Annotated in this window: 21 protein-coding genes and 1 riboswitch; of the genes, 9 read left to right on the top strand and 12 right to left on the bottom strand. The window is 71.2% G+C overall.

Translation table 11 applies throughout. From position 1 onward, the window contains the following. Position 1: 1 nt before the first annotated feature. Positions 2-538 (top strand): TadE/TadG family type IV pilus assembly protein, encoded by a 537-nt coding sequence (locus Q8W71_RS07555; protein WP_305524727.1) that lies wholly within the window; start codon positions 2-4, stop codon positions 536-538. A 4-nt stretch (positions 539-542) separates the two neighbouring features. Here Q8W71_RS07555 and fabF read toward each other — a convergent pair whose 3' ends face one another. The 5 genes from fabF to Q8W71_RS07530 form a co-directional block, all read right to left on the bottom strand. After that, on the bottom strand, positions 543-1,805 hold the full coding sequence (gene fabF / locus Q8W71_RS07550) for a beta-ketoacyl-ACP synthase II (RefSeq protein ID WP_305524726.1): 1,263 nt from the start codon (positions 1,803-1,805) through the stop codon (positions 543-545). 86 nt (positions 1,806-1,891) lie between these two features. Next, positions 1,892-2,131 (bottom strand): acyl carrier protein, encoded by a 240-nt coding sequence (locus tag Q8W71_RS07545; protein WP_007559070.1) that lies wholly within the window; start codon positions 2,129-2,131, stop codon positions 1,892-1,894. A 326-nt stretch (positions 2,132-2,457) separates the two neighbouring features. Then, the gene (fabG, locus tag Q8W71_RS07540; RefSeq protein WP_305524725.1) at positions 2,458-3,195 is read right to left on the bottom strand and encodes a 3-oxoacyl-[acyl-carrier-protein] reductase; all 738 of its coding nucleotides are present in this window, start codon (positions 3,193-3,195) and stop codon (positions 2,458-2,460) included. Between the two features lie 79 nt (positions 3,196-3,274). Then, positions 3,275-4,207, bottom strand: coding sequence for an ACP S-malonyltransferase (gene fabD, locus Q8W71_RS07535; RefSeq protein WP_305524724.1), 933 nt, complete (start codon positions 4,205-4,207; stop codon positions 3,275-3,277). A gap of 102 nt (positions 4,208-4,309) precedes the next feature. Next, positions 4,310-5,032 (bottom strand): carbonic anhydrase, encoded by a 723-nt coding sequence (locus tag Q8W71_RS07530; protein ID WP_305524723.1) that lies wholly within the window; start codon positions 5,030-5,032, stop codon positions 4,310-4,312. Positions 5,033-5,198: 166 nt separating this feature from the next. Between Q8W71_RS07530 and rpoZ the strand changes: the two genes are divergently transcribed. Further along, positions 5,199-5,609 carry a DNA-directed RNA polymerase subunit omega gene (gene rpoZ, locus Q8W71_RS07525; protein WP_305524722.1) on the top strand — a complete coding sequence of 137 codons (411 nt, stop codon included), beginning with the start codon at positions 5,199-5,201 and terminating at the stop codon, positions 5,607-5,609. 167 nt (positions 5,610-5,776) lie between these two features. Here the strand turns inward: rpoZ and Q8W71_RS07520 are convergent, their stop codons facing one another. Both Q8W71_RS07520 and Q8W71_RS07515 read right to left on the bottom strand, forming a co-directional pair. Beyond that, positions 5,777-7,606: a glycoside hydrolase family 15 protein gene (locus Q8W71_RS07520; RefSeq protein ID WP_305524721.1), complete on the bottom strand. Its 1,830-nt coding sequence runs from the start codon at positions 7,604-7,606 to the stop codon at positions 5,777-5,779. 92 nt (positions 7,607-7,698) lie between these two features. Further along, positions 7,699-8,580 (bottom strand): SMP-30/gluconolactonase/LRE family protein, encoded by an 882-nt coding sequence (locus tag Q8W71_RS07515; RefSeq protein ID WP_305524720.1) that lies wholly within the window; start codon positions 8,578-8,580, stop codon positions 7,699-7,701. A gap of 236 nt (positions 8,581-8,816) precedes the next feature. Between Q8W71_RS07515 and Q8W71_RS07510 the strand changes: the two genes are divergently transcribed. Further along, complete coding sequence (locus Q8W71_RS07510) at positions 8,817-11,048, top strand: RelA/SpoT family protein (RefSeq protein ID WP_305524795.1); 2,232 nt, start codon at positions 8,817-8,819, stop codon at positions 11,046-11,048. A gap of 349 nt (positions 11,049-11,397) precedes the next feature. Next, the gene (locus tag Q8W71_RS07505) at positions 11,398-12,030 is read left to right on the top strand and encodes a LabA-like NYN domain-containing protein (RefSeq protein WP_305524719.1); all 633 of its coding nucleotides are present in this window, start codon (positions 11,398-11,400) and stop codon (positions 12,028-12,030) included. A 112-nt stretch (positions 12,031-12,142) separates the two neighbouring features. Here Q8W71_RS07505 and smpB read toward each other — a convergent pair whose 3' ends face one another. Further along, entirely contained in the window at positions 12,143-12,616 is a 474-nt protein-coding gene (gene smpB / locus Q8W71_RS07500; RefSeq protein WP_305524718.1) for an SsrA-binding protein SmpB, read from the bottom strand. Between the two features lie 17 nt (positions 12,617-12,633). Continuing rightward, positions 12,634-13,533, bottom strand: a complete 900-nt coding sequence (gene dapA / locus Q8W71_RS07495; protein ID WP_305524717.1) for a 4-hydroxy-tetrahydrodipicolinate synthase — start codon at positions 13,531-13,533, stop codon at positions 12,634-12,636. Positions 13,534-13,712: 179 nt separating this feature from the next. Here dapA and Q8W71_RS07490 point away from each other — a divergent pair, with 179 nt between their 5' ends. Together Q8W71_RS07490 and Q8W71_RS07485 are read left to right on the top strand one after the other, a co-directional pair. Then, positions 13,713-16,043, top strand: a complete 2,331-nt coding sequence (locus tag Q8W71_RS07490; protein WP_370875359.1) for a lytic transglycosylase domain-containing protein — start codon at positions 13,713-13,715, stop codon at positions 16,041-16,043. 148 nt (positions 16,044-16,191) lie between these two features. Further along, positions 16,192-16,276, top strand: a riboswitch (ZMP/ZTP riboswitch). A 20-nt stretch (positions 16,277-16,296) separates the two neighbouring features. Then, on the top strand, positions 16,297-16,935 hold the full coding sequence (locus Q8W71_RS07485) for a LysE family translocator (protein ID WP_305524716.1): 639 nt from the start codon (positions 16,297-16,299) through the stop codon (positions 16,933-16,935). A gap of 134 nt (positions 16,936-17,069) precedes the next feature. Here Q8W71_RS07485 and metW read toward each other — a convergent pair whose 3' ends face one another. The 3 genes from metW to Q8W71_RS07470 all read right to left on the bottom strand — a co-directional run bounded on the left by metW (position 17,070) and on the right by Q8W71_RS07470 (position 19,412). Then, positions 17,070-17,765 (bottom strand): methionine biosynthesis protein MetW, encoded by a 696-nt coding sequence (gene metW, locus Q8W71_RS07480; protein ID WP_370875358.1) that lies wholly within the window; start codon positions 17,763-17,765, stop codon positions 17,070-17,072. Then, entirely contained in the window at positions 17,762-18,967 is a 1,206-nt protein-coding gene (metX, locus tag Q8W71_RS07475; protein ID WP_305524715.1) for a homoserine O-acetyltransferase MetX, read from the bottom strand. The genes metW and metX overlap by 4 nt, the downstream gene beginning before the upstream one ends. A gap of 154 nt (positions 18,968-19,121) precedes the next feature. Next, positions 19,122-19,412: a hypothetical protein gene (locus Q8W71_RS07470; RefSeq protein ID WP_305524713.1), complete on the bottom strand. Its 291-nt coding sequence runs from the start codon at positions 19,410-19,412 to the stop codon at positions 19,122-19,124. A gap of 157 nt (positions 19,413-19,569) precedes the next feature. Between Q8W71_RS07470 and Q8W71_RS07465 the strand changes: the two genes are divergently transcribed. The 3 genes from Q8W71_RS07465 to Q8W71_RS07455 all read left to right on the top strand — a co-directional run bounded on the left by Q8W71_RS07465 (position 19,570) and on the right by Q8W71_RS07455 (position 22,306). Beyond that, entirely contained in the window at positions 19,570-20,697 is a 1,128-nt protein-coding gene (locus tag Q8W71_RS07465; protein WP_305524712.1) for a pyridoxal phosphate-dependent aminotransferase, read from the top strand. After that, on the top strand, positions 20,690-21,649 hold the full coding sequence (locus Q8W71_RS07460) for a prephenate/arogenate dehydrogenase family protein (protein WP_305524711.1): 960 nt from the start codon (positions 20,690-20,692) through the stop codon (positions 21,647-21,649). The genes Q8W71_RS07465 and Q8W71_RS07460 overlap by 8 nt, the downstream gene beginning before the upstream one ends. A gap of 126 nt (positions 21,650-21,775) precedes the next feature. After that, a complete protein-coding gene (locus Q8W71_RS07455; protein WP_305524710.1) occupies positions 21,776-22,306 on the top strand; it encodes a peroxiredoxin in 531 nt (176 codons plus the stop codon). The last annotated feature ends 344 nt before the right edge of the window (positions 22,307-22,650 follow it).

The raw sequence follows: 22,650 nt of genomic DNA, 5'->3' as shown, positions 1-22,650 counted from the left end.
GATGGGTCGCCTCGCACGCTTCGTCCGGGCGCGCCGCGGCGCCGCCGCGGTCGAGTTCGCGCTGCTCGCCACGATGCTGATGAGCCTGACGGCGGCGGCCATCGACCTGATCAACATCTCGGCCTTCAACCGCGAGATCGAGCGGTCGAGCACGCAGATCGCGTCGGCGATCGTGTCCTGCCCGGCCTCCTCGACGCCGGGCTACCTGAGCTGCACCACCGATACGATCCAGGCCTACACCGACCGCAAGGCCAACGTGCTGGTCCGCTTCCCGAGCATGACGCTCGGCATTCTCCAGATCAACGAGGTCTCGGGGGCGATCCGTGTCTGCCGCGGCACCAGCACCTCCGTCGATGCGGATATCGCGGCCCGGGCGCTCGCCGTGCTCAACGAACTCGACGTGGCGATCGTCGTGGTGATGTCGATGACCTACAGGCCCTACCTGCCGCAGATCACTCGGCTGTTCACCGGCACGACCACGAATGATTTACGCGGCTACACGATCGCCGTGCAGGTCAGCAACGTGAAGCTCTGCTGAGGGCTCAAGCGACCCGCCGCACAACCAGGGATGCGTTCGTCCCGCCGAATCCGAACGAATTGGACAGCGCCACGTCGACCCGCTTGCGCTTGGCCTCGAACGGCACGAGGTCGATCTTCGTCTGGACGGAGGGGTTGTCGAGGTTGAGCGTTGGCGGAATCACGCCGTCGCGGATCGTCAGAATCGAGAAGATCGCCTCGACCGAGCCGGCGGCGCCGAGCAGGTGGCCGACCGAACTCTTGGTGGAGGACATGGTCGCGGTGCCGGCGGCGTCGCCGAGCAGGCGCTCGACAGCCTTCAGCTCCAGCTCGTCGCCCATCGGCGTCGAGGTGCCGTGGGCGTTGATGTAGTCGATCGCACCCGGATCGATGCCGGCGCGCTTCACGGCGGCGGTCATGCAGCGGAAGGCGCCGTCGCCGTCCGGCGAGGGCGAGGTGATGTGATAGGCGTCGCCCGAGAGGCCGTAGCCGATGATCTCGGCGTAGATCCTGGCGCCGCGGGCCTTGGCGTGCTCGTACTCCTCCAGCACGACGATACCGGCGCCCTCGCCCATGACGAAGCCGTCGCGGTCGCGGTCGTAGGGGCGGCTCGCCCGCTCGGGGGCGTCGTTGAAACCGGTGGAGAGGGCGCGGCAGGCGGAGAAGCCGGCAATCGACAGACGGTTGACGGGCGATTCGGCCCCGCCCGCCACCATCACGTCGGCGTCGCCGAGGCCGATCAGCCGCGAGGCATCGCCGATCGCGTGCGCGCCGGTGGAGCAGGCGGTGACCACCGCGTTGTTCGGCCCCTTGAGGCCGTGGGCGATCGAGACCTGGCCCGAGGCGAGGTTGATGATCCGGCCGGGGATGAAGAACGGCGAGATCCGGCGCGGTCCCTTCTCGTGCAGGGTCACGGAGGCGTCGTAGATGCCGCCGATGCCGCCGATGCCGGAGCCGATCAGCACGCCGGTGGCGCACTGGTCCTCGTGGGATTTCGGGTGCCAGCCGGCATCCTCCAGCGCCTCACCCGCCGCCGCCATCGCGTAGACGATGAACGGGTCGACCTTGCGCTGCTCCTTCACCTCCATCACCGCGTCGGGGTTGAAGGTGCCGTCCGTCCCGTCGCCGAACGGGATCTGGCAGGCGATCCGGCAGGGCAGGTCGGCCGACTCGAAGCCGCGGATCGGGCCGGCGCCGCTGTCGCCCGCGATCAGCCGGCTCCAGGTGTGCTCCACTCCGCGCCCGAGCGGCGTGACCATCCCCAGACCCGTGACCACGACCCGACGCATGCTTCCCGTCCCGTACTGACCTCAAAAACGATAACGGCGCGGGGGCGAAATCGCCTCACCCGCGCCGCATGAAAACCGACAGCCCGTCAGGCGGCGGAGTTCTTCTCCAGGAACTTCACCGCGTCGCCCACCGTCTGGATCGTCTCGGCGGCATCGTCCGGGATCTCGACGTTGAACTCCTCCTCGAACGCCATCACCAGCTCGACCGTGTCGAGGCTGTCGGCACCGAGGTCGTCGATGAAGTTGGCGCTCTCGACCACCTTCTCGGGCTCGACGCCCAGATGCTCGACGACGATCTTCTTCACGCGCTCAGCGATATCGCTCATCGGTCTTCCGTCCTCGTCCTTCTGGTCTGTTCGCGTCGTCTTGGGTGTGCCGTGGCCCGCCGAGCCCCTGCGGGACCCTTGGCAGGCCGGTGTCCGATCGCGCGTGCATCGCGGTGAGCCGGGACAGCCCCGGCGAGGGTCTTGGACTGAAAACCCGCTGAACCGTCAAGCCCCTGTACGGCCGCCGGGGGTGGTAGCACAGGGTTCCCGCGCTGGCGAGGGCCCGTTCACCGCCCCTTCATCGCTGTGGCTTTTCCGTGTCCCGAGCCCCTCGGCGGGGCCGGTTCGCGCCGCGCGCCGGCCCCGGTCTCCGCTCCGGCGAAGCGCTAGAACATCGCCATGCCGCCGTTCACGTGCAGGGTGTGGCCGGTGACGTAGCCGGCCTCCGCCGAGGCGAGGTACACGCAGGCGGCGGCGACCTCGGACCCCTCGCCGAGCCGGCCCGCGGGCACGCGGCCGAGGATGCCCTCGCGCTGCTTCTCGTTCAGCGCGTCGGTCATGGGCGAGGCGATGAACCCCGGGGCGACGCAGTTCACGGTGATGCCGCGCGAGGCGACCTCGGCGGCGAGCGCCTTTGTGAGGCCGACGAGGCCGGCCTTGGCCGCGGCGTAGTTCCCCTGGCCGGGATTGCCGGTGGCGCCGACCACCGAGCCGATGCCGATGATCCGGCCGTGGCGGCGGCGCATCATGCCCTTCACCGCCGCCCGCGACAGGCGGAAGGCGGCGGTGAGGTTGACCGCGAGCACCTGCTCCCACTCCTCGTCCTTCATCCGCATGAACAGGTTGTCGCGGGTGATGCCCGCGTTGTTCACGAGGATGTCGAGGGGCCCGGCCGCGGCCTCGGCCGCCGGCACCAGCGCCTCGACCGCGGCCGGGTCGGCGAGGTCGGCGGGCACCGGGTGCGCGCGCTCCCCCAGGTCCGCGGCCAGCGCCGCCAGAGCCTCGGGCCGGGTGCCCGAGAGCGCGACGGTGGCACCCTGCGCGTGCAGCGCCGTGGCGATGGCGCGGCCGAGGCCGCCGGTCGCGCCGGTGACGAGGGCTTTGCGGCCGGTCAGATCGAACATGCTGAGGTCCCGCTGGAGCGCCCGGTGCCGAAGCGGAGGCCGGTTCGGCGCGGGAGGGCGCGTTGAGAAGAGATCCGCGTCAGAGCGCGAAGGCGGCGACGTCGGCGGGCGTGCCGATCGCGGCGGCCTGGGCGCCGGGGGCGATCCGCTTGACCAGGCCGGTGAGCACCTTGCCGGCGCCGAGTTCGTGGAAGCGGTCGATGCCCGCGGCCGCCATCGCCGCGACGCTCTCGCGCCAGCGCACGGTGGCCGTGACCTGCTCGACCAGGGCGGTGCGGATCGCGTCCGGCCCGGTCGCGGGTGCGGCGGTGACGTTGGCGTAGAGGCTCACCCGCGGGGCGCGCAGGTCGACCTTGGCCAGGGCCTCGGCCATCGTCCGCGCGGCCGGCGCCATTAGCCGGCAGTGGAACGGGGCGGAGACGTTGAGCATCACCGCGCGCTTGATCCCGCGCGCCGGGGCCAGGGCGACGGCGCGCTCGACCGCGGCGCGGTCGCCCGAGAGCACGACCTGCCCGCCGCCGTTGTCGTTGGCCACGCCGCAGACCGTGCCCTCCGCGGCCTCGTCGGCGATGGCGTGCGCGGCGGCGACGTCCGTGCCGATCAGCGCGGCCATGGCGCCGGCCCCCGGTGGCACCGCCGCCTGCATCGCCTCGCCGCGGATCCGAAGCAGGCGCGCCGCGTCGGCAATCGTCAGGCTGCCGGCGGCGGCGAGCGCCGCGTACTCGCCGAGCGAGTGGCCGGCCACGCAGGCCACGTCGCGGGGGAGATCGAGGCCGCGCTCGGCCTCGAGCACGCGGACCACCGCGAGGCTCGCCGCCATCAGCGCCGGCTGGGCATTGGTCGTCAGGGTCAGTTCCTCGGCCGGGCCCTCGAACATCAGCCGGGACAGGTGCTGGCCCAGGGCGTCGTCGACCTCGTCGAGCACGGCCCGCGCCTGCGGGAACGCCTCGGCCAGGTCCTTGGCCATGCCGACCGCCTGGCTGCCCTGGCCCGGAAAGATGAGTGCGCGCATGGCTCCCGCGGCGCGCCCGCGCCGCCCCTCTCGGCCGCCTCCGGAATTCGGGACCGGGCAGTCGCACCCGCGGCGGCGCGTTGTCAACAACGCGCCGGGCGCTCAGGCCTCGTTGAAGAAGTCGACGTTGCCGGTATCGAGGCTGTAGGCGGCGCCGACCACCCGGAGCTTGCCCGAGCCCAGCGGATCCAGCAGCAGCGGCCCGGACGCGGAGCGCAGGCGGGTCACGGTGCGGTCCACGTTGGCGCGGACAGCGTTCTCCAGGAGATCGCCCGGCTTGTCCTTCACGCTGAGCACCGCGGGGACGATCGGCTCGACCATCTGGCCGATCGCGCCGGGGAAGACGGTGTTCTTCTGCACGACGTTCACGGCGGCCTCGACGGCGCCGCAGCGGCTGTGGCCCATCACCAGGATCAGCGGCACGCCGAGCTGGGCGATCGCGTACTCGATCGAGCCCATCGCCGTCGTGTCGATCGTGTTGCCGGCGTTGCGGACGATGAACAGCTCGCCGAGGCCGCGCCCGAACAGGATCTCGGGCGAGACGCGGCTGTCGGAGCAGCTCACGAGCACGCAGAACGGCGTCTGGCCGAGCGCGATCTCGATGCGGCGGTCGCGCCCCTGCGCGGATCGGACCGGCGAGTCGGTCAGGTAGTTGGCATTGCCGTCCTTCAGCGCCTTGAGCGCTTGGTCCGGCGTCATGTCGGTCTTCTTCGAGGAGGGCGCCGCCGCCAGCGCCCGGGCGGGCATCGCGGCCGCCGCGATCAGGCCCGCGCCGAGGCCGCAGCCGCAGCCGAGCAGATGGCGCCGGTTGAATCCTTGCCGCATCGTATGCCTCCCTCCAGGCGTTGACCGTGCAGCAACATTCGGCAACGCGCCCAGCCGGTAAACCCGGCAGGGGGCGGTCAACCCCCTCTGCTTGTTGCACATCGGCTTCCGGTGTAAGACGCCGCCAACCCCCGAGAATCCCGTTCCCGAGAAGGAGCCGTCAGGCATGGCGCGCGTCACCGTCGAAGATTGCATCGAGAAGGTCGAGAACCGCTTCGAGCTGGTGCTGCTGGCGAGCCACCGCGCCCGGCTGCTCGCGGCCGGTGCCCCGCTGACGGTGGACCGCGACCGCGACAAGAACCCGGTCGTCGCGCTGCGCGAGATCGGCGACGAGACGATCACCGCCGACGATCTCAAGGAGCAGTTGATCCACTCGCTCCAGAAGTACGTCGAGGTCGACGAGCCGGAGGCCGAGACCGTGCCGCTGCTGTCGAGCTCGCCGGCCGCCGCCGCGGTGGCCCCGCAATCGTCGAGCGACGACGCCTCGGTGCAGTTCGACCGGATGAGCGAGGAGGACCTGCTGCGCGGCCTCGAGAACCTCGCGCCGCCCGCCGAGACCGACGACGAGGCGGAGTGATTTTCTAGGACTCAGAGCTGCTCCCGATCGCGTTGCGATCGGGAGCAGCTCCGATTTCTTGTTCTGTCGCGATCTCTTTCGCCGAACCGGCATCTACCTCGGCGGAGAGCGCTCTGGGGGCTGCCCTTCGGCCGTCCCGCATCCGTGTTCGAAAGGGTGGTCCCGCCTCAGCCGCGGGGCGATTCGATGCGCGGGGCCCGGCGCTCGTCGGTCTCGCGCAGGGTCCGGTCGGCGTAGGTGCCGCGCACCGCAGCCCGCCCGCCATGGGCGTAGAGGTCCAGCACCAGCGCCGAGTGGATGAAGGCGAGGTGGCTGAACGCCTGCGGGAAGTTCCCGAGGAAGGTGTGGTCTTCGGCGACCTCCTCGGCGTAGAGGCCGACATCGTTCTGGAGCGCCCGCAGGGCGGCGAACCGGGTCGTCGCCTCCTCGATGCGGCCGAGCCACGCCAGGGCGTCGACGAGCCAGAAGGCGCAGATCAGGAACGTGCCCTCGTGGCCCGGCAGCCCGTCGTCGTTCAGGTAGCGGTAGACCAGGGGCCCGCGGCCGAGCCGCTCGATGATCACGTCGACGGTGCGCGCGAACACGGCTTCGTCCACGGGAAAATCGACCATCGGCGCGATCAGCAGCGCCGCGTCGACGTCGTTGCTGCCGATGTATTGCGGGTAGTAGCCGTCGCGGTGAACGCCCTCGCCGTTGACCCGGGCGACGATCCTGTCGCGCTCGGCGCACCAGTCGTCCCGCTCGCCGAACAGGCGGATCGCCCGGTCGAGCGCGACCCAGTTCATGATCGCGGCGTGCAGGTAGTGCTTCTCGGGCTTCCGCGGCTCCCACAGCCCCGCATCGGTCTCGTGCCAGTGCCGGGCCGAGAACTTCACGAGGTGGCGCGCCCGCGCCGCCGCGGCGTCCGGGATCGTGCCGCCGAGGCGGTGGTACATGTACAGGAGGTCGAGGAGCTGCCCGTAGGCGTCGGCCTGATGCTGGTCGGCCGCCTCGTTGCCGTAGCGGACCGGGCTTGAGCCCCGCCAACCCTCGAAATGCGGCACCGCGTGCTCGCTGAGATCCGATTCGCCGGCGATCGCGTAGAGCGGGCGCAGGCCGCCCTTCTCGCGCTCGGAGAGGCTGCAGACGTAGCGGAAGAACGCCTCCGATTCAGCGACCATGCCGAACTTCTTCAGCACGTAGAAGGACAGGCAGGCGTCCCGGATCCAGCAGAACCGGTAATCCCAGTTGCGCACGCCGCCGATCTCCTCCGGCAGCGACGTGGTGGGCGCGGCGACGATCGCTCCCGTCGGCTCGTAGATCAGGCCCTTGAGGACCAGGGCCGAGCGCGTCAGCGCGTCGGAGAGCGGCCCGTCGTAGGCGGCGCCCGCCGTCCACCCCGCCCAGGCGCGGCGCGCCATTTCCAGGAGATCGCGGGCGTCCGGCCGCAGCGGCCGCTCGCCCTCGGCGTGGAGCGCGAAACTGTGGTCCTCGGCGCCGTCGATGCTGAACCGGGCCACCGCGCAGTCGCCCTCGATCGCGAACGGCACGTCGGCGGCCAGCCGCGGATGGCCCGGGGCGGTCACGTGCCCGTCCTCGGCTTCCAGGGGCTCGAACGCCTCCGCGAAGCCGCGCAGGGGCCGGTAGATCGCCACCATCGGCACCTTGCCGGACACGCCGGTGACCAGCCGGACGAGATGGGGGTGGCGGGCCCCGTCCTCCGGGGCCACCATGAAGTCGTGCAGGCTCACCACCCCGGTCTCGGTGGTGAAGGTGGTGCTGAGGATGTTGGTGCGGCGCAGGTACAGCCGCTCGGCCTCGAACGCGCCCTCGGGCCGCAGCGCGAAGTAGCCGCCGCGCAGGCGGTCGAGGATCCGGGAGAAGATCGGCTCCGCGTCGAAGCGCTCCAGGCAGGCCCAGTCGATCGAGCCGTCGCGGGCGACCAGGGCGGCGCCGTGGCCGTTGCCGATCAGCGCGTAATCCTCGATCGGGCGATAGGGCCGGTCCGGCTCGGGCATGGGGTCTCCGAAGTCTCCAGCGCGCGTCGACGCGGCCGCCGTCCCGACGCGCGGGGTGGGTGGTGCGTTCCCGCGGCGACGGGGGAATCGCCTCAGGGGCGGAAGGCCGGCTCGAGCGGGCCGCGCGTGCCGGGATCGAGGAGGAACGTCAGGCCATGGCCGGGATCGGCCGCCCGCTCGGCCGCGTCCATGCCCTCCCAGGCGGAGGTGACGAGCAGCCGGTCGAGGCCGCGACCGGCGAAGGTCGGGCAACTCGGGCGGCTGGCGGGCACGGGCAGACTGCGCACACGCTCGCCCGCCGGGCTGTAGGCGTCGATGCAGGCCGCCCCCCAGCGCGCGCTCCAGATCAGGCCGTCCGCGTCGACCGCCGCCCCGTCGATGCCGCCCGCGCCGCCGCGGTGGTCGTAGAGGGTCGCCGGCTCGGCCACCGGCAGGCCGGTCGCGGAGTCGAGGGCGACCCGGCGCAGGAGCCCCTCGTCGGTATCGACGAAGTAGCCGCTGGCGCCGTCCGGCGAGAAGCAGATGGCATTGGGGATGGTGAGGTTGGCGTAGAGCCGCGTCACGGTCGTGCCCGCCACGTGGTAGATCGCGCCGCGGCCGGGCTCGGCGTCCCGGCCCATGGTACCGATCCACAGGGCGCCGCAGGGATGGACGCGCCAGTCGTTCGAGCGCGTGCCGGGATCGTCCGCCTCCAGCGGGCCGTGCAGGGTCAGGGTCCCGTCGCGCAGGTCGCGCAGGTAGAGACCGTCCTCGGCCGCCAGCAGGATCCGTCCGGGATCGACCGCCGCGATGGCGCTCGCCATGAACGGCAGGGTGTGCGTCAGCGCCGGGCCCGTCCCGTCGAGCGGGATCTCGAACAGGCGCCGCTCCAGGATGTCGAGCCAGCGCGCGGTGCCGGTCGCGGGGTAGTAGCTCGGCCCCTCGCCGAGATGGCAGCGCGGGGCATCGAGGGTGCGGATCCCGGTCTCGTCCATCGTTCCTCCTGTCCCGCTGCGCGCGTCCGACGCGGCGGCGGACCCGCTCTCAACGCGCCGGGCCGGCCGCGGCATCCCCCGGCGATGTGCGCTGCGGCACGGCGGAACCTCAAAAAAACGCCGGTTGCGACGCCTTTGCAGCGCCGCGGGGCTGGCGCGGGCGCGAGCGTTGCGGGACAACGCGGGTGGTGAACATGGCGGCGCGCGGCGCGCAGGAGGCGACGATTTCCCGGCGGATGATGCGCCAGTACGAACTCGTCGAGCGGGTCAAGCGCTACAATCCGGCCGCCGACGAGGCCCTGCTCAACCGCGCCTACGTCTACGCGATGCAGGCGCACGGCACGCAGAAGCGGGCCTCGGGCGACCCGTTCTTCGCCCACCCCCTCGAAGTGGCGGCGATCCTCACCGACCTGCACCTCGACGACGCCACCATCGTCGCCGCCGTGCTGCACGACACGGTGGAGGACACCGAGGCGACGCTGGAGGAGATCCGCCGGCTGTTCGGCCCCGAGATCGGTGCGCTGGTCGACGGGCTGACCAAGCTGAAGCGGCTCGACCTCGTCTCGAAGCAGGCGGCCCAGGGCGAAAACTTCCGCAAGCTCCTGCTGGCGGTCGCGGCAGACGTGCGCGTGCTGCTCGTCAAGCTCGCCGACCGCCTGCACAACATGCGCACCCTCCAGCACATGCGCGAGGACAAGCGCCAGCGCATCGCCAAGGAGACCCTCGACATCTACGCGCCGCTCGCCGCCCGGATGGGCATGCAGGAGCTGCGCGAGGAACTGGAGGATCTCGGCCTGCGCAACCTGGAGCCGGACGTCTACGCGACGATCTCAGACCGGCTGGCGCGGCTCACGGCCAAGTCCGAGCGCCTCGTCGAGAGCATCGAGCAGGTGCTGACCGACAAGCTCGGCGCCCGGGGCATCGCCGCGACCGTGACCGGGCGCCAGAAGCGGCCCTACTCGATCTGGTCGAAGATGGAGCGCAAGTCGGTCGCGTTCGAGCAGCTCTCCGACATCTTCGGGTTCCGGGTCGTGGTGGATTCCCTGGAGGCCTGCTACGCGGCGCTCGGCGTCGTCCATACGAGCTGGCCGATGGTGCCGGGCCGCTACAAGGACTACATCTCGACCCCGAAGCAGAATGACTACCGCTCGATCCACACCACGGTGATCGGGCCGCAGAGCCAGCGGGTCGAATTGCAGATCCGCACGACCGCGATGGACGAGATCGCCGAGTACGGCATCGCCGCCCACGCCCATTACAAGGAGGGCGCGGCCCGCCGGTGCGCCGACGGCAGCGTCCACGCGCGGCTGGCCACCGAGAGCGGCGCCTACCAGTGGCTGCGCCGCACCATCGAACTGCTCGCCGAGGGCGATAGCCCCGAGGAGTTCCTGGAGCACACCAAGCTCGAACTATTCCAGGACCAGGTGTTCTGCTTCACCCCGAAGGGCCGCCTGATCGCCCTGCCGCGGGGCGCCACGCCGATCGATTTCGCCTACGCGGTCCACACCGACGTCGGCAACACCGCGGTCGGCGCCAAGATCAACGGCCGGATCGCGCCGCTGCTGCACGAACTCGCCAACGGCGACGAGGTCGAGATCAGCCGCTCAGACGGCGCCGCGCCGCCGGCAGCCTGGGAATCCCTCGTCGTCACCGGCAAGGCGCGGGCGGCGATCCGGCGTGCGACCCGGGCGGCGGTGCGCCGGCAATATGCCGGCCTCGGGCGGCAGATCCTCGACCGCGCCTTCGAGCGGGCCGCCAAGGCGTTCACCGAGGACAAGCTGCGCGGCGCGCTGCCGCGGCTCGCGCGGGCGACCACCGAGGACGTGTTCGCGGCGGTGGGGCGCGGCGAGATGTTCTCCGGCGACGTGGTCCGGGCGGTCTACCCCGACCACCGCGACGAGCGCCGTCCGAGCGCGCCGCAGGCCCCCGGCAACGGCGCCGGCCGGCTCGTGCGCTCGCCCGACCAGACCATGCGCCTGACCTTCCCGGGCGGGGAGGGGGGCGACGCCAAGTCCGGCGCGATCCCGATCCGCGGCCTCGACGGCGACCTGCCGGTCACCTTCGCGCCGAACGGCGGCGCGGTGCCGGGCGACCGGATCGTCGGCATCCTGACCCCGGGCGTCGGCGTCACGGTCTACCCGATCCAGTCCGCCGCGCTCGCCGCGTTCGACAACGAGCCCGAGCGCTGGCTCGACGTCCGCTGGGACACGGAGGCCTCCGGCTCTGAGCGCTACCCCGCGCGGCTGGCGCTGAAGTCGATCAACGAGCCCGGCGTGTTCGCGCAGATCGCGCAGGTCATCGCCGACCACGACGGCAACATCGACAACATCTCGATGAAGCGGCGCACCCAGGACTTCACCGACATCACCATCGACCTCTCGGTCTGGGATCTCCAGCACCTCAACGCGATCATCGCCGAGCTGCGCGGCAAGCGGCCGGTCAACAGCGTCGAGCGGGTCAACGGCTGAGGTCTCGCCCGGACGGCGAGGCGCAGCGTCCGGACGAGATCGCGTTCCGATCTCCTTTCGCGGTCGGCGTCCGCCGTATTCACGGGCTTTATTACCTTAGGTGATTTCACCGATCGATGCGATCGGTCATGAGGACGCGATTGATCAGAAAATCTTAAACTCGACTTGACAGCGTGGATTTCGGGCTCGAATCTGTCGAAGCCCGGCCGGCGATCGCGACCCACCGATCCGCCCTTTCGCCCGCCGGATTTCAGCGGGCCGACAATCGAACGACCTCGGGAGACCTCGGGGCCGCCTTTACTGCGAATATATTTCTACAATCGCACATTCTTTCACGATCGGATCTTCGATGAATTCAAGACAACGCAGCGCCATCTTCATCGACGGCGCCAACCTCTACGCGACCACCAAGGCACTCGGTTTCGACATCGACTACAAGAAGCTTCTCAAGGAATTCCAGGCGCGTGATAATCTGCTTCGCGCCTTCTACTATACTGCGATGATAGAAGATCAGGAGTATTCGTCGATCCGTCCTCTGATCGACTGGCTCGACTACAACGGCTACCGGGTGGTGACGAAGCCGGTGAAGGAGTTCACCGACTCGGCCGGGCGTCGGAAGTACAAGGGCAACATGGACATCGAGCTGGCGATCGATGCCCTGGAGCTGAGCCCGCACATCGACCACATGATCCTGTTCTCCGGGGACGGCGATTTCCGCTCGCTCGTCGAGGCGATGCAGCGGCGCGGTGTGCGCGTGACGGTGATCTCGACGATCCAGACCCAGCCGGGCATGATCTCCGACGACCTGCGGCGGCAGGCCGACGAGTTCGTCGACCTCGCGAGCCTCTCGTCGCGTATCGGCCGCGAGCCGGGCGAGCGCCCCGCGCGCCCGCAGGGCGAGGCCCCGAGCCGCTACCGCGGCGAGGGCCGGAGCCTGGAGAACCGCTACGGCATCCGCCAACCGGAAGCCGAGGAGGGCTGAGGCCCGGCGGCGCGATCCGGTCGACCGGGATCGCGCCGCGCCCGACGGTGGGCCCCGTGACCTCGATGGCACCGCGCGGGTGACGCCACGCGCGGCCAGGAGTCCGAAAAAGTCAGCCGCGGTCGCGCAGGATGCGGGCGCGGTCGCGCTCCCAGTCGCGCTGCTTGACGCTCTCGCGCTTGTCGTGGGCCTGCTTGCCCTTGCCGAGGCCGAGTTCGACCTTCGCCCGGCCCTTGTCGTTGAAGTAGATCTTCAGCGGGATGACCGTGTAGCCCTGGCGCTGGGTGGCGCCGAGCAGCTTGTTGATCTGGCGGCGGTGCAGCAGCAGGCGGCGCGGGCGCTTGGTGTCGTGGTTGAAGCGGTTCGCCTCCAGGTATTCCGGGATGAAGGCGTTGAACAGCATCAGGTCGTTGCCCGACGGGCCGGCATAGGCCTCGCCGATCGTGGCCTTGCCGCCGCGCAGGGATTTCACCTCGGTGCCGGTCAGGGCGATGCCGGCCTCGAACGTGTCCTCGATCGCGTAGTGGAAGCGCGCGGAGCGGTTGTCCGCCACCACGCGCCGCCCGGGCTCCGGCTTCGGCGCCATCGTGTGTTCGCTTTCCCTCAGCCGTCGAGCAGGCCGGCGTGGCGCAGGGCGTCGTCGACGATCCGGCGGGTCGCGTCGGAGACGGGGACCATCGGCAGCCGCAATTCCTCGCGCACGTGGCCGAGCCGGGACAGGGCGTACTTCACCGGGGCGGGGTTCGCTTCGGCGAACAGGCCGGCCTGGAGCGGGAACAGCCGGTCCTGGATCGCCAGCGCCTTGGCGTAGTCCCCCGACAGCGAGGCCTCCTGGAGGTCGGCGCACAGCCGCGGCGCGACGTTGGCCACAACCGAGATGCAGCCGTGGCCGCCGTGGGCGTTGTAGCCCAGCGCCGTCGCATCTTCGCCCGAAAGCTGGACGAATCCTTCGCCCATGGCCTGTCGCTGCTGGCTGACGCGGTCGATCTTGGCGGTCGCATCCTTCACGCCGGCGATGTTCTTCAGCTCGAAGAGCCGGGCCATCGTCTCGACGCTCATGTCGATGACGGAGCGCGGCGGGATGTTGTAGATGATGATCGGGATGCCGACGGCGTCGTTCACGGCCTTGAAGTGGGCGTAGAGGCCGCCTTGCGTCGGCTTGTTGTAGTAGGGCGTCACCACGAGCACGGCGTCGGCGCCGGCCCGCTCGGCGTGGCGGGCCCGCTCGACCGCCTCGGCGGTGGAGTTCGAGCCGGCGCCCGCGACCACGGGCACGCGCCCGCCCGCGACATCGATGCACGCCTCGACCACGCGGTCGTGCTCGGCATGGGTCAGCGTCGGGCTCTCGCCGGTGGTGCCGGTCGGCACGAGGCCGTGGCTGCCCTGCTCGATCTGCCAGTTCACGAACTTTCGGAAGGCCGCCTCGTCGAAGGCGCCGTCGCGGAACGGCGTCACCAGCGCGGTCAGCGAACCGCGCAGGCGGTTCCCGGTCATCTCGGTCATCTCAGGCGTCCCAGAGGGTCTCTGCGGCCTCGGCGCGGCGCGGCGCGTCGGCGCAGGGGCGCAGACATAGGGGCTCGCGGCGCCCCGCGCAAACGGATCGGCACCAGGGTTAACGGGCTTTTAACGCTCTGGCCGCGATCCTGGCCCCTTGCCGCGCCCGTCGACAGGAGGGTGGGACCGTGATCCGAGCCGTGGCCTGGAAGCGCTCGCATCTGGCCGCTGCCGCCGCGCTCGCGGCGAGCGTCGGCGTCGCCCTGGCGGGGCAGGGGGTTTCCGGGCACGGAACCTCCGACGCGCCGGCGACCCAGCCCGCGCCGCCGGCGAGCGACGCGCTGCTGCCGGCCGCACAGGTCAACGGTCAGGCCCCCGGCCCGGTCTCGGTGAAGGCCGCCGAGAAGGGCGGCGACGACGCGGTGGTGGCCGACGCGCTCAAGCTCGACGGCACTGCCGCGCGGGCGGAGGAGCCGGCGCGCAAGCTGCCGGTCGCCGCCTACGCCTCCGCGGATGCCGACGCGCCGATCGCCTTCCCGCTGCCCGACGCCGCGACGACGCCCGCAGCTCCCGTGCCGGAGGTGCCCGATCCCGCCCGGCCCAAGATCTCCGGCGACACAGACCCGACGCTGCTGCGCGGGGCGATCGACCTCTACCGCCGCGGCCGGGTCGCGGACGGCGACCGGATGCGCGACGGCTTCACCGATCCGGCGGCCCGGGCGCTGCTGGAATGGACCGCGATCCGCGCGGGCGCCGGCATCGGCTTCGAGCGCACGGTCGCCTTCGCCCGGGCCAATCCCGACTGGCCGGCGGGTCCGCTGCTGCGGCGCCGCGCCGAGGAGGCGCTGCTCTCCGAGCGCAAGGCGCCCGCGATCGTGCGCGCCTACTTCGCCGCCGCCCGGCCCGCCAGCGCCCCGGGAAAGTTCGCCCTGGCGCTCGCTCTGCGCGCCGACGGCCTGGAGGCGGACGCCGCCGACCTCGTGCGCGACCTGTGGCGGGGCGAGACCTTCGGCCGGACCCTGGAGGGGAAGGTGCTCGACGCCTTCCCCGGCACGCTGACCCGGATCGATCACCGCTACCGAATGGAGCGGGCGCTGCTGAAGGAGGATTGGGAGACGGCCGGCCGCGCCGCGGGCTACGCGGGCGGGGCCTATGCCAGCCTCGTGCGCGCCCGGCGGGCCGTGGAGGACAAGAGTTCGGGCGCCGCCGCCGCGCTGGCCGCGGTGCCGCCGTCACTGCGCAACGACACCTCCTACCTGTTCTCCCGGGCGCAGCACTTCCGCCGGGCCGACAAGCCCGAGGAGGCCGCCGCCGTGCTCGCCGCGGCGCCGACCAACCCGGACGTGCTGGTCGACGGCGACGAGTGGTGGATCGAGCGCCGGATCGTCGCGCGCAGGCTCCTCGACCTCGGCGACGCGCGGGGCGCCTACGCGGTGGCGAGCGGTCACGCCGCGCGCTCGCCCGAGAAGCGGATCGAGGCCGAGTTCCACGCCGGCTGGATCGCCCTGCGCTTCGCGGGCGACCCGGCCGCCGCCGCCGCCCACTTCGCCCGGGTCGCGGCGGTGGCCGAGAGCCCGGTCTCGCTGGCGCGGGCCGCCTACTGGCAGGGCCGGGCGGCCGACGCGCTGAGCAAGCCCGACGAGGCGCGGGCGTTCTACGAGCGGGCGGCGCAGCAGCCGATCGCCTATTACGGCCAGATGGCGCGGGCCCGCATCGGCCAGACCTCCCTGCCGTTGCGGCGGCCGGCCGAGCTGGAGGGTGCCGACCGGCAGGCGTTCGAGGGGCGACTCTACATCCGGGCCCTGCGCCTCCTCGAAGAGGCCGGGCTGCGGGACCTCGCGCTGCCGCTCTACATCGACACCGCCCAGAAGCTCTCCGACGCGCGCGAGTTGCAGGCGCTCGGCGACCTCGCCACCGACATGAAGGATGCCCGGGCGCTGGTGGCGATCGGCAAGCTCGCGGTCCAGCGCGGCCTGCCGCTCGACGCGCACGCCTACCCGACGATCGGCATCCCGCACTACGACACCTTCACGGCGGTGCCGCAGGTGGAGCGGGCGATGGTCTACGCCATCGCCCGGCAGGAGAGCCAGTTCGACCCGCGCGCCCAGTCGGGCGTCGGCGCGCGCGGCCTGATGCAGATGATGCCGGCCACCGCCCAGCGCACCGCCAAGCGGGTGCAGACCGCCTTCGACGTGGACCGCCTCACCAGCGACCCGGCCTTCTGCGCCAAGCTGGGACAGGCCCATCTCGGCGAGTTGATGGAGGATTGGCGCGGCTCCTACGTGCTCGCCTTCGCCTCCTACAACGCCGGCGGCGGCAACGTGAAGAAGTGGATCGACGCGTACGGCGACCCGCGCAAGGGCGACGTCGACGTGGTCGACTGGGTCGAGCGCATCCCGTTCACCGAGACGCGCAACTACGTGCAGCGGGTGATGGAGAACCTTCAGGTCTACCGAACCCGGCTCGACGGCCGCAGCGCGCTGCTGATCGAGGGGGACTTGAGGCGCGGGGCGCGGTAGAGGCAAAACCCAATCAGCTTAATCGTGTGGATAGCTGTTTTTGATCCTTTAAAGACGTAAGGGCGCCATTATGAGGCGCCGAATTGCCGACATTCGAGTTTCCCGTCTCAGAGCCAATTGCGCTATATCTGACATCGGCTCATAGTATCCCGATCCGCGTGACTGGCGAAGTCGGATGGATCACCATCGGGGAGCGCGGATCGTTCGCGATGCCGCTCGCCTGGGCACTCCACTCGGTTCAAGGAGTCTGCCCATGTCTGCGACCCTCGCCTTCATCAGTATCCTCGGAGCTCTTCTCATCGGTGCCGTCAGCCCCGGCCCGAGCTTCGTTCTCGTATCCCGCGTATCGCTGAAGGCGTCCCGTCCGGACGGTTTGGCCGCCGCACTCGGCATGGGCGTCGGCGGCGCGATCTTCGCGACACTCGCACTGTTCGGCCTCGTGACAATCCTTCTCCAGGTGGAGTGGTTGTATCTCGCGCTCCGTGTTCTCGGTGGCCTGTATCTCCTCTATCTCGGCATGCGGATATGGCGCGGGGCGCTGGAGCCTCTGGAGTTGTCGGAGGCAGAAACGCCTTGCTCCTCGACAGCGCTGCGCTCCTTTGCGCTCGGGCTCGTTATGCAGCTCAGCAATCCCAAGACGGCCATCGTCTATGCGAGCATCTTCGCCGCTCTCCTGCCTTCGCCCGCACCTACATGGTTGTATTTTTCGCTGCCTCCACTGGTTTTTGCGCTGGAGGCTTCTTGGTACGCCCTCGTAGCAGTTGCGTTCTCGGCACAACGGCCACGTTCGGCCTACCTACGCTCGAAGGCTTGGATTGATCGCGGTGCAGGCGCGGTAATGGGTACGCTCGGCGCGCATCTCGTGTCGGAAGCGGTCGTGTCGAGAAGCTGAACCGACCGGGGCTGGAAAATCCGCTTCCTTCGATCTGAGATTGGGAAGCGGACCGGCAGAAAACCACCCAAATCAGCCCTTCACACGATCAGGCTGATTTGGCTTCTGGACCCAAAGGATGGAAGAGCGCGCGACTAACGTCGCCCGTCGCCGCCCCCACGGCGCAACAAAAACACCCCCTGCGCCCCGAACAGGTTCCACACCCACCAGGGCATGGCGAAGCGCATCGGCCGCCCGTGCGAATCGAGCGCGGCGGCGGTCTCGATCTTGGCGCCGACCACCCGGCACAGGCCGACGAAGTCGCGGATGGTGCAGTGGTGGATGTTCGGGGTCTCGTACCACGCGTCGGGCATGATCTCGGTCACCGGCATCCGGCCGCGGAAGGCCAGTTCCGCCCGCACCCGCCAGTGGCCGAAGTTCGGGAACGAGATGATCACCTGCCGGCCGATGCGCAGCAGGTGCTCCAGCACCACCCGGGGCTGGCGCGTCGCCTGGATGGTCTGGGACAGGACGACCACGTCGAAGGCGCCGTCGGGGTAGTTGGCGAGGTCGGTGTCGGCGTCCCCCTGGATCACCGGCAGGCCGCGGGCGAGGCAGGCGTTGACGCCCTCGCGGGACAACTCGATGCCGCGGCCGTCGACCCCGCGCCGGTCGCGCAGCAGCGCGAGCAGCGAGCCGTCGCCGCAGCCGATGTCGAGGACGCGGGCGCCCGGCGGCACGAGGCCGAGGACCACGATGTGGTCGACGCGCGGGGCCGGGCCGGCGCCTTCGCCCGCCCGCGGCAGCGCGACGGTCGCCTCCCAGGGCCGGCCCGCGGCGGCGCCGCTCACAGGCCGCGCGCCCGGGCGGCTGCGTCGATGAAGCCGCGGGCGGCGGAGAACATCGCCGGCTCGTCGAGCAGGAAGGCGTCGTGACCCTTGTCGGTCTCGACCTCGACGAAGGCGACCGGGGCGGCGGCCGCGTTGAGCGCGTGGACGATCACCCGGGAATCGGCGGTGGGGAACAGCCAGTCGGAGGTGAAGGAGATCACGCAGAACCGGGTCCGCGTGCCGCGGAAGGCGTTGGCCAGCACCCCGCCCCCGTCCTCGGCGAGGTCGAAATAATCCATCGCCCGGGTCAGGTAGAGGTAGGCGTTGGCGTCGAACCGCTCGACGAAGCTCAGGCCCTGGTGGCGCAGGTAGCTCTCGATCTGGAAGTCGGCGTTGAACGAGAAGGTCGGGGCCGAGCCGCCTTGGAAGCGGCGGCCGAACTTGCGGTGCAGCGCCGGCTCCGAGAGGTAGGTGATGTGCGCGCCCATCCGCGCGACGCCGAGCCCCTTGGAGGGCCGCGTGCCGGCCTCAAGATAGCGTCCGTCGTGCCAGGCCGGATCGGCCATGATCGCCTGCCGGCCGACCTCGTGGAAGGCGATGTTCTGGGCGGAGTGGCGCGCGCCGGTGGCGATCGGCATCGCCGCGAAGACCCGCTCCGGGTGGAGCGCCGCCCATTGCAGCACCTGCATCCCGCCCATCGAGCCGCCGATGCACAGGAAGAGCTGGTCGATGCCGAGGTGGTCGAGCAGCATCGCCTGGGCACGGACCATGTCGCGGATCGTCACCAGCGGGAAGTCGAGCCCGTAGGGCCGGCCGGTGGCGGGGTCGATCGAGGCCGGGCCTGTCGAGCCCATGCAGGAACCGACGACGTTCGAGCAGACGACGAAGTAGCGGTCGGTGTCGATCGGCTTGCCGGGGCCGACGAGCGTGTCCCACCAGCCGCCCTTTCCGGTGAGCGGGTGGGTGTGGGCGAAGTGCTGGTCGCCGGTGAGAGCGTGGCAGATCAGCACCGCGTTCGAGCGCGCGGCGTTGAGGGTGCCGGCGGTCTGGTAGGCGATCTGGAAGGGCGCGAGCGCCACGCCCGCATCGGTGAGCAGCGGCTTGTCGGGGCCGAAACGGACGACCGGGCTCTTCGGGTCGAGCGCCTGCGAGACCTCGGGGGTGCGCCGGGCCGTGTCGTCGATGGGATCCGGCCGCAGGGCCGTGTCCGGCTGGATGTCCATGGCGTGTCGGGGCGACGTGTCGTCCGCCGCGGAGGCGGCGGCGGCGACGGGACGCGCCGCGTGCGCCTCCAGCGGCCAGCGTCGCGGTGAGGTAATGCGCCGCGGCGCGGGCGTCAACGCGGCGGGAGACGCCGCGCCGGCTCGCAGCCCGGAATCAGGCGCGGCTGGGGCGGGTGTCGAAATCCTCCGGGCCCATCTCCATCAGGTCGTTGGGGAATGTGCCCCGGTCGTAGGCTTGGCTCGCGGCCGCCTCGATAACCGCCTGGTTGCGCGCGAACAGGTCGAGCGGGGCGTCCTCGCCGGCCTCGCCGAACTGCGTCCGCAGGGTCGCGATCGGTACGTCGATCCCGATCACCCGCTGCCCGTTGGTCATCGCGAAGCGGATCAGGCCGTCGTCGGCCGGCAGGATGTGGGCGCCGCCGTCCATGTAGCGTTCGAGGGGCATCGGTTCCGTCCGCGCGAGGGGGGCCGGGTTCGCCCGGCGATCACGGCTGAGAGATAGCGAGCGCGGCCGCCCGGGCCAGCCCGGCGGGCCGACCCGGTTCACGCTCTCGCGAAATGCTGTAGACGGACCCGTCCCCCGCTCGACCGAACCGACGCCGATGTCCGCCGCCCCGACTCCCGCCCGCCCGGAACCGCGCCCCGGCGTCCTCCGGATCGACACCTACGTGCCCGGCAAGAGCGGGCGGCCCGGCGGCGGCAAGGTCCACAAGCTGTCCTCCAACGAGACGCCGCTGGGCCCGAGCCCGGCGGCGCTGGAGGCCCTGCACGCGGCGACCGCCAAGCTGGAGACCTACCCGGACGGGCGCGCGACCGCCCTGCGCACGGCCATCGCCCGGCGCTACGGCCTCGATCCCGAGCGGATCGTCTGCGGCGCGGGCTCGGACGAGCTCCTGTCGCTGCTGGCCTACGCCTATTGCGGGCCGGGGGCCGAGGGCATCTACAGCGAGCACGGCTTCCTCGTGTACCGGATCGCGATCCTGGCCTCCGGCGGCGCGCCGGTGGTGGCGCCGGAGCGCGACCTGACCACGGACGTCGACGCGATCCTCGCCCGGGTCACCCCGCGCACCCGGATCGTCTACGTCACCAACCCGAACAACCCGACCGGCACCTACCTGCCGTTCGAGGAGATCCGCCGCCTGCACGCCGGGCTGCCGGCCAACGTGCTCCTCGTCATCGACGGCGCCTACGCCGAGTACGTCCGCGCCAACGACTACTCAGCCGGGCTCGAACTCGCGCTTGAGGCCGAGAACGTGGTAATGACCCGGACCTTCTCGAAGATCCACGGGCTCGCCGCGGTACGAATCGGCTGGATGGTGGCGCCAGCGCACGTGGCCGACGCGGTTAACCGCATCCGCGGCCCGTTCAACGTCTCGGGGCCGGCGATCGCGGCGGGCTCCGCGGCGATCGCCGACGAGGCGCACATGGCCGCCGCCGCCGCCCACAACACCGCGTGGCTCCCGAAGCTGACGGAGGGCGCCCGCGCGCTGGGCCTCGCCGTGACGCCGAGCGTCGCCAACTTCCTGCTGATCCACTTCCCCGACGCGCCCGGCCGCTCGGCGGAGGACGCCGACGCCTTCCTCACCGAGCGCGGCCTGATCACCCGGCGGGTGACCGCCTACGGGCTGCCGAACGCCCTGCGGGTGACGGTGGCCGGCGCGGAGGCGAACACGGCCTTCCTCGCGGCGCTGACCGACTTCGTGCGGGGCGAGGGGCGCGTGCATGGCTGAGGGTAAGCCCGAGCCGTTCGACCGTCTCGTCGTCGTCGGCCTCGGGCTGATCGGCTCCTCGATCGCCCGGGCCGCGCGCCGCTACGGGCTCGCCCGCGAGATCGTGGCGGTCGACGGCGACGCCGCCGTGCGCGCGCGGGTGCAGGATCTCGGGATCGCCGACCACGTCACCGGCGACGCGGCCGAGGGCGCGGCCGGGGGCGACCTCGTGGTGCTGTGCGTCCCCGTCGGCGCCATCGGCCCGGTGGCGCTGGCGATGCTGCCGCACCTGAAGCCCGGCGCGATCGTTTCGGATGTCGGCTCGGTCAAGGCCTCGATCGTGGCGGCGATCCGGCCGCACCTCCCGGAGGGTGTGGCGCTGGTGCCGGGCCATCCCGTGGCCGGCACCGAGTATTCGGGGCCCGACGCGGGCTTCTCCACGCTGTTCTCGGGCCGCTGGTGCATCCTCACGCCCCCCGAGGGCACCGAGGAGGCCGCAATCGAGCGGGTGCGCGCCCTGTGGGAGGGCATGGGGGCGATCGTCGAGACGATGAGCCCCGAGCACCACGACCTCGTGCTGGCGATCACCAGCCACGTGCCGCACCTCATCGCCTACAACATCGTCGGCACCGCCGCCGACCTGGAGACCGTGACGCAGTCGGAGGTGATCAAGTTCTCGGCCGGCGGGTTCCGCGACTTCACCCGCATCGCCTCGTCCGACCCGACCATGTGGCGGGACATCTTCCTCAACAACCGCGACGCGGTGCTGGAGATGCTCGGGCGCTTCAACGAGGATCTCGCGGCGCTGGCCAAGGCGGTGCGCTGGGGCGACGGCGAGGCGCTGCACGCGATGTTCACCCGCACCCGGGCGATCCGGCGGAGCATCGTCGCGCTGGGCCAGGAAACGGCGGCCCCCGATTTCGGCCGGCCGCGAACGGCCGAGGATGGCACGGGCCCGGCCGCGAAGCCGTAGGCGTCCGGGCGGTCGGGTCCTGGGCGCTGCGCCTGTCAGCGGAACGCCCGGTCGGGGCGTGTTTCCCAACGCGTTCGGTGGCATGGTCGCGGCCGACCCGCCACCCGCATAAGCGGACCCGCGCCCATGACACCCGACGTCGTCCCCGAGATCGTGTTCCACACCCGCGTCCGGAACGACGCGCTGGGCGGTCCCAACCCGTTCGAGTGGAAGGACGTCACCACCGACGACCTGTTCGCCGGCAAGAACATCGTCCTCTTCGCGGTGCCGGGCGCCTTCACGCCCTCCTGCTCCGACAGCCACCTGCCGGGCTACGAGCGGCACTACGACGCCTTCCGCGCGCTGGGCATCGACGCCGTCTACTGCGTATCGGTCAACGACGCGTTCGTGATGTTCCAGTGGGCCGCCAGCCGCGCGGTCCGGAACGTGTTCATGCTGCCGGACGGCAACGGCGAGTTCACCCGCCTGATGGGCATGCTGGTCCAGCGCACGCGGCAGGGGATGGGCCTGCGGAGCTGGCGCTACGCGATGCACGTGCAGGACCGCCGGATCCGCAAGCTGTTCGCCGAGCCGGGCTTCCGCGACGAGCCGCCGGGCGTGGGCCTGGAGGTCTCGGACGCGGAGACGATGCTGGCCTACCTGAAGGCCGGGACTTAGAGCGCGCTCCGCCGAGGTGGACACCGGCTCGGCGCGAGAGCGCGCGTCAAAACAAAGGCTTAGAGCCGTGCACGATTGCAACGCGATCGGGAACGGCTCTAGGACGCGCGTCGTCCCCGGACCGGGGCGGCCGGGCTGCGCCCGGCGCGATCCGGACCTTGCACAGGTCCGGTCGACGGCGCGCGTCGCGATTCACGCCGTCTTCAGCGTTGCGTGGCCCTGATCGCTCGGTGAACCGCGCGGGGACCGGTATGCTTGGGGGGCAGTCAGCGATGTGGCCGCTCTGCCACGTCCGCCGCCGGGTGATCGCGGGCCGGCGCCGGTCATGGGATCGTGCTTTGACG

This window comes from Methylobacterium amylolyticum (assembly GCF_030700245.1).
In the GTDB taxonomy this organism is placed as follows: Bacteria; Pseudomonadota; Alphaproteobacteria; order Rhizobiales; family Beijerinckiaceae; genus Methylobacterium.
This window is presented reverse-complemented; position numbering and strand designations above follow the sequence as displayed.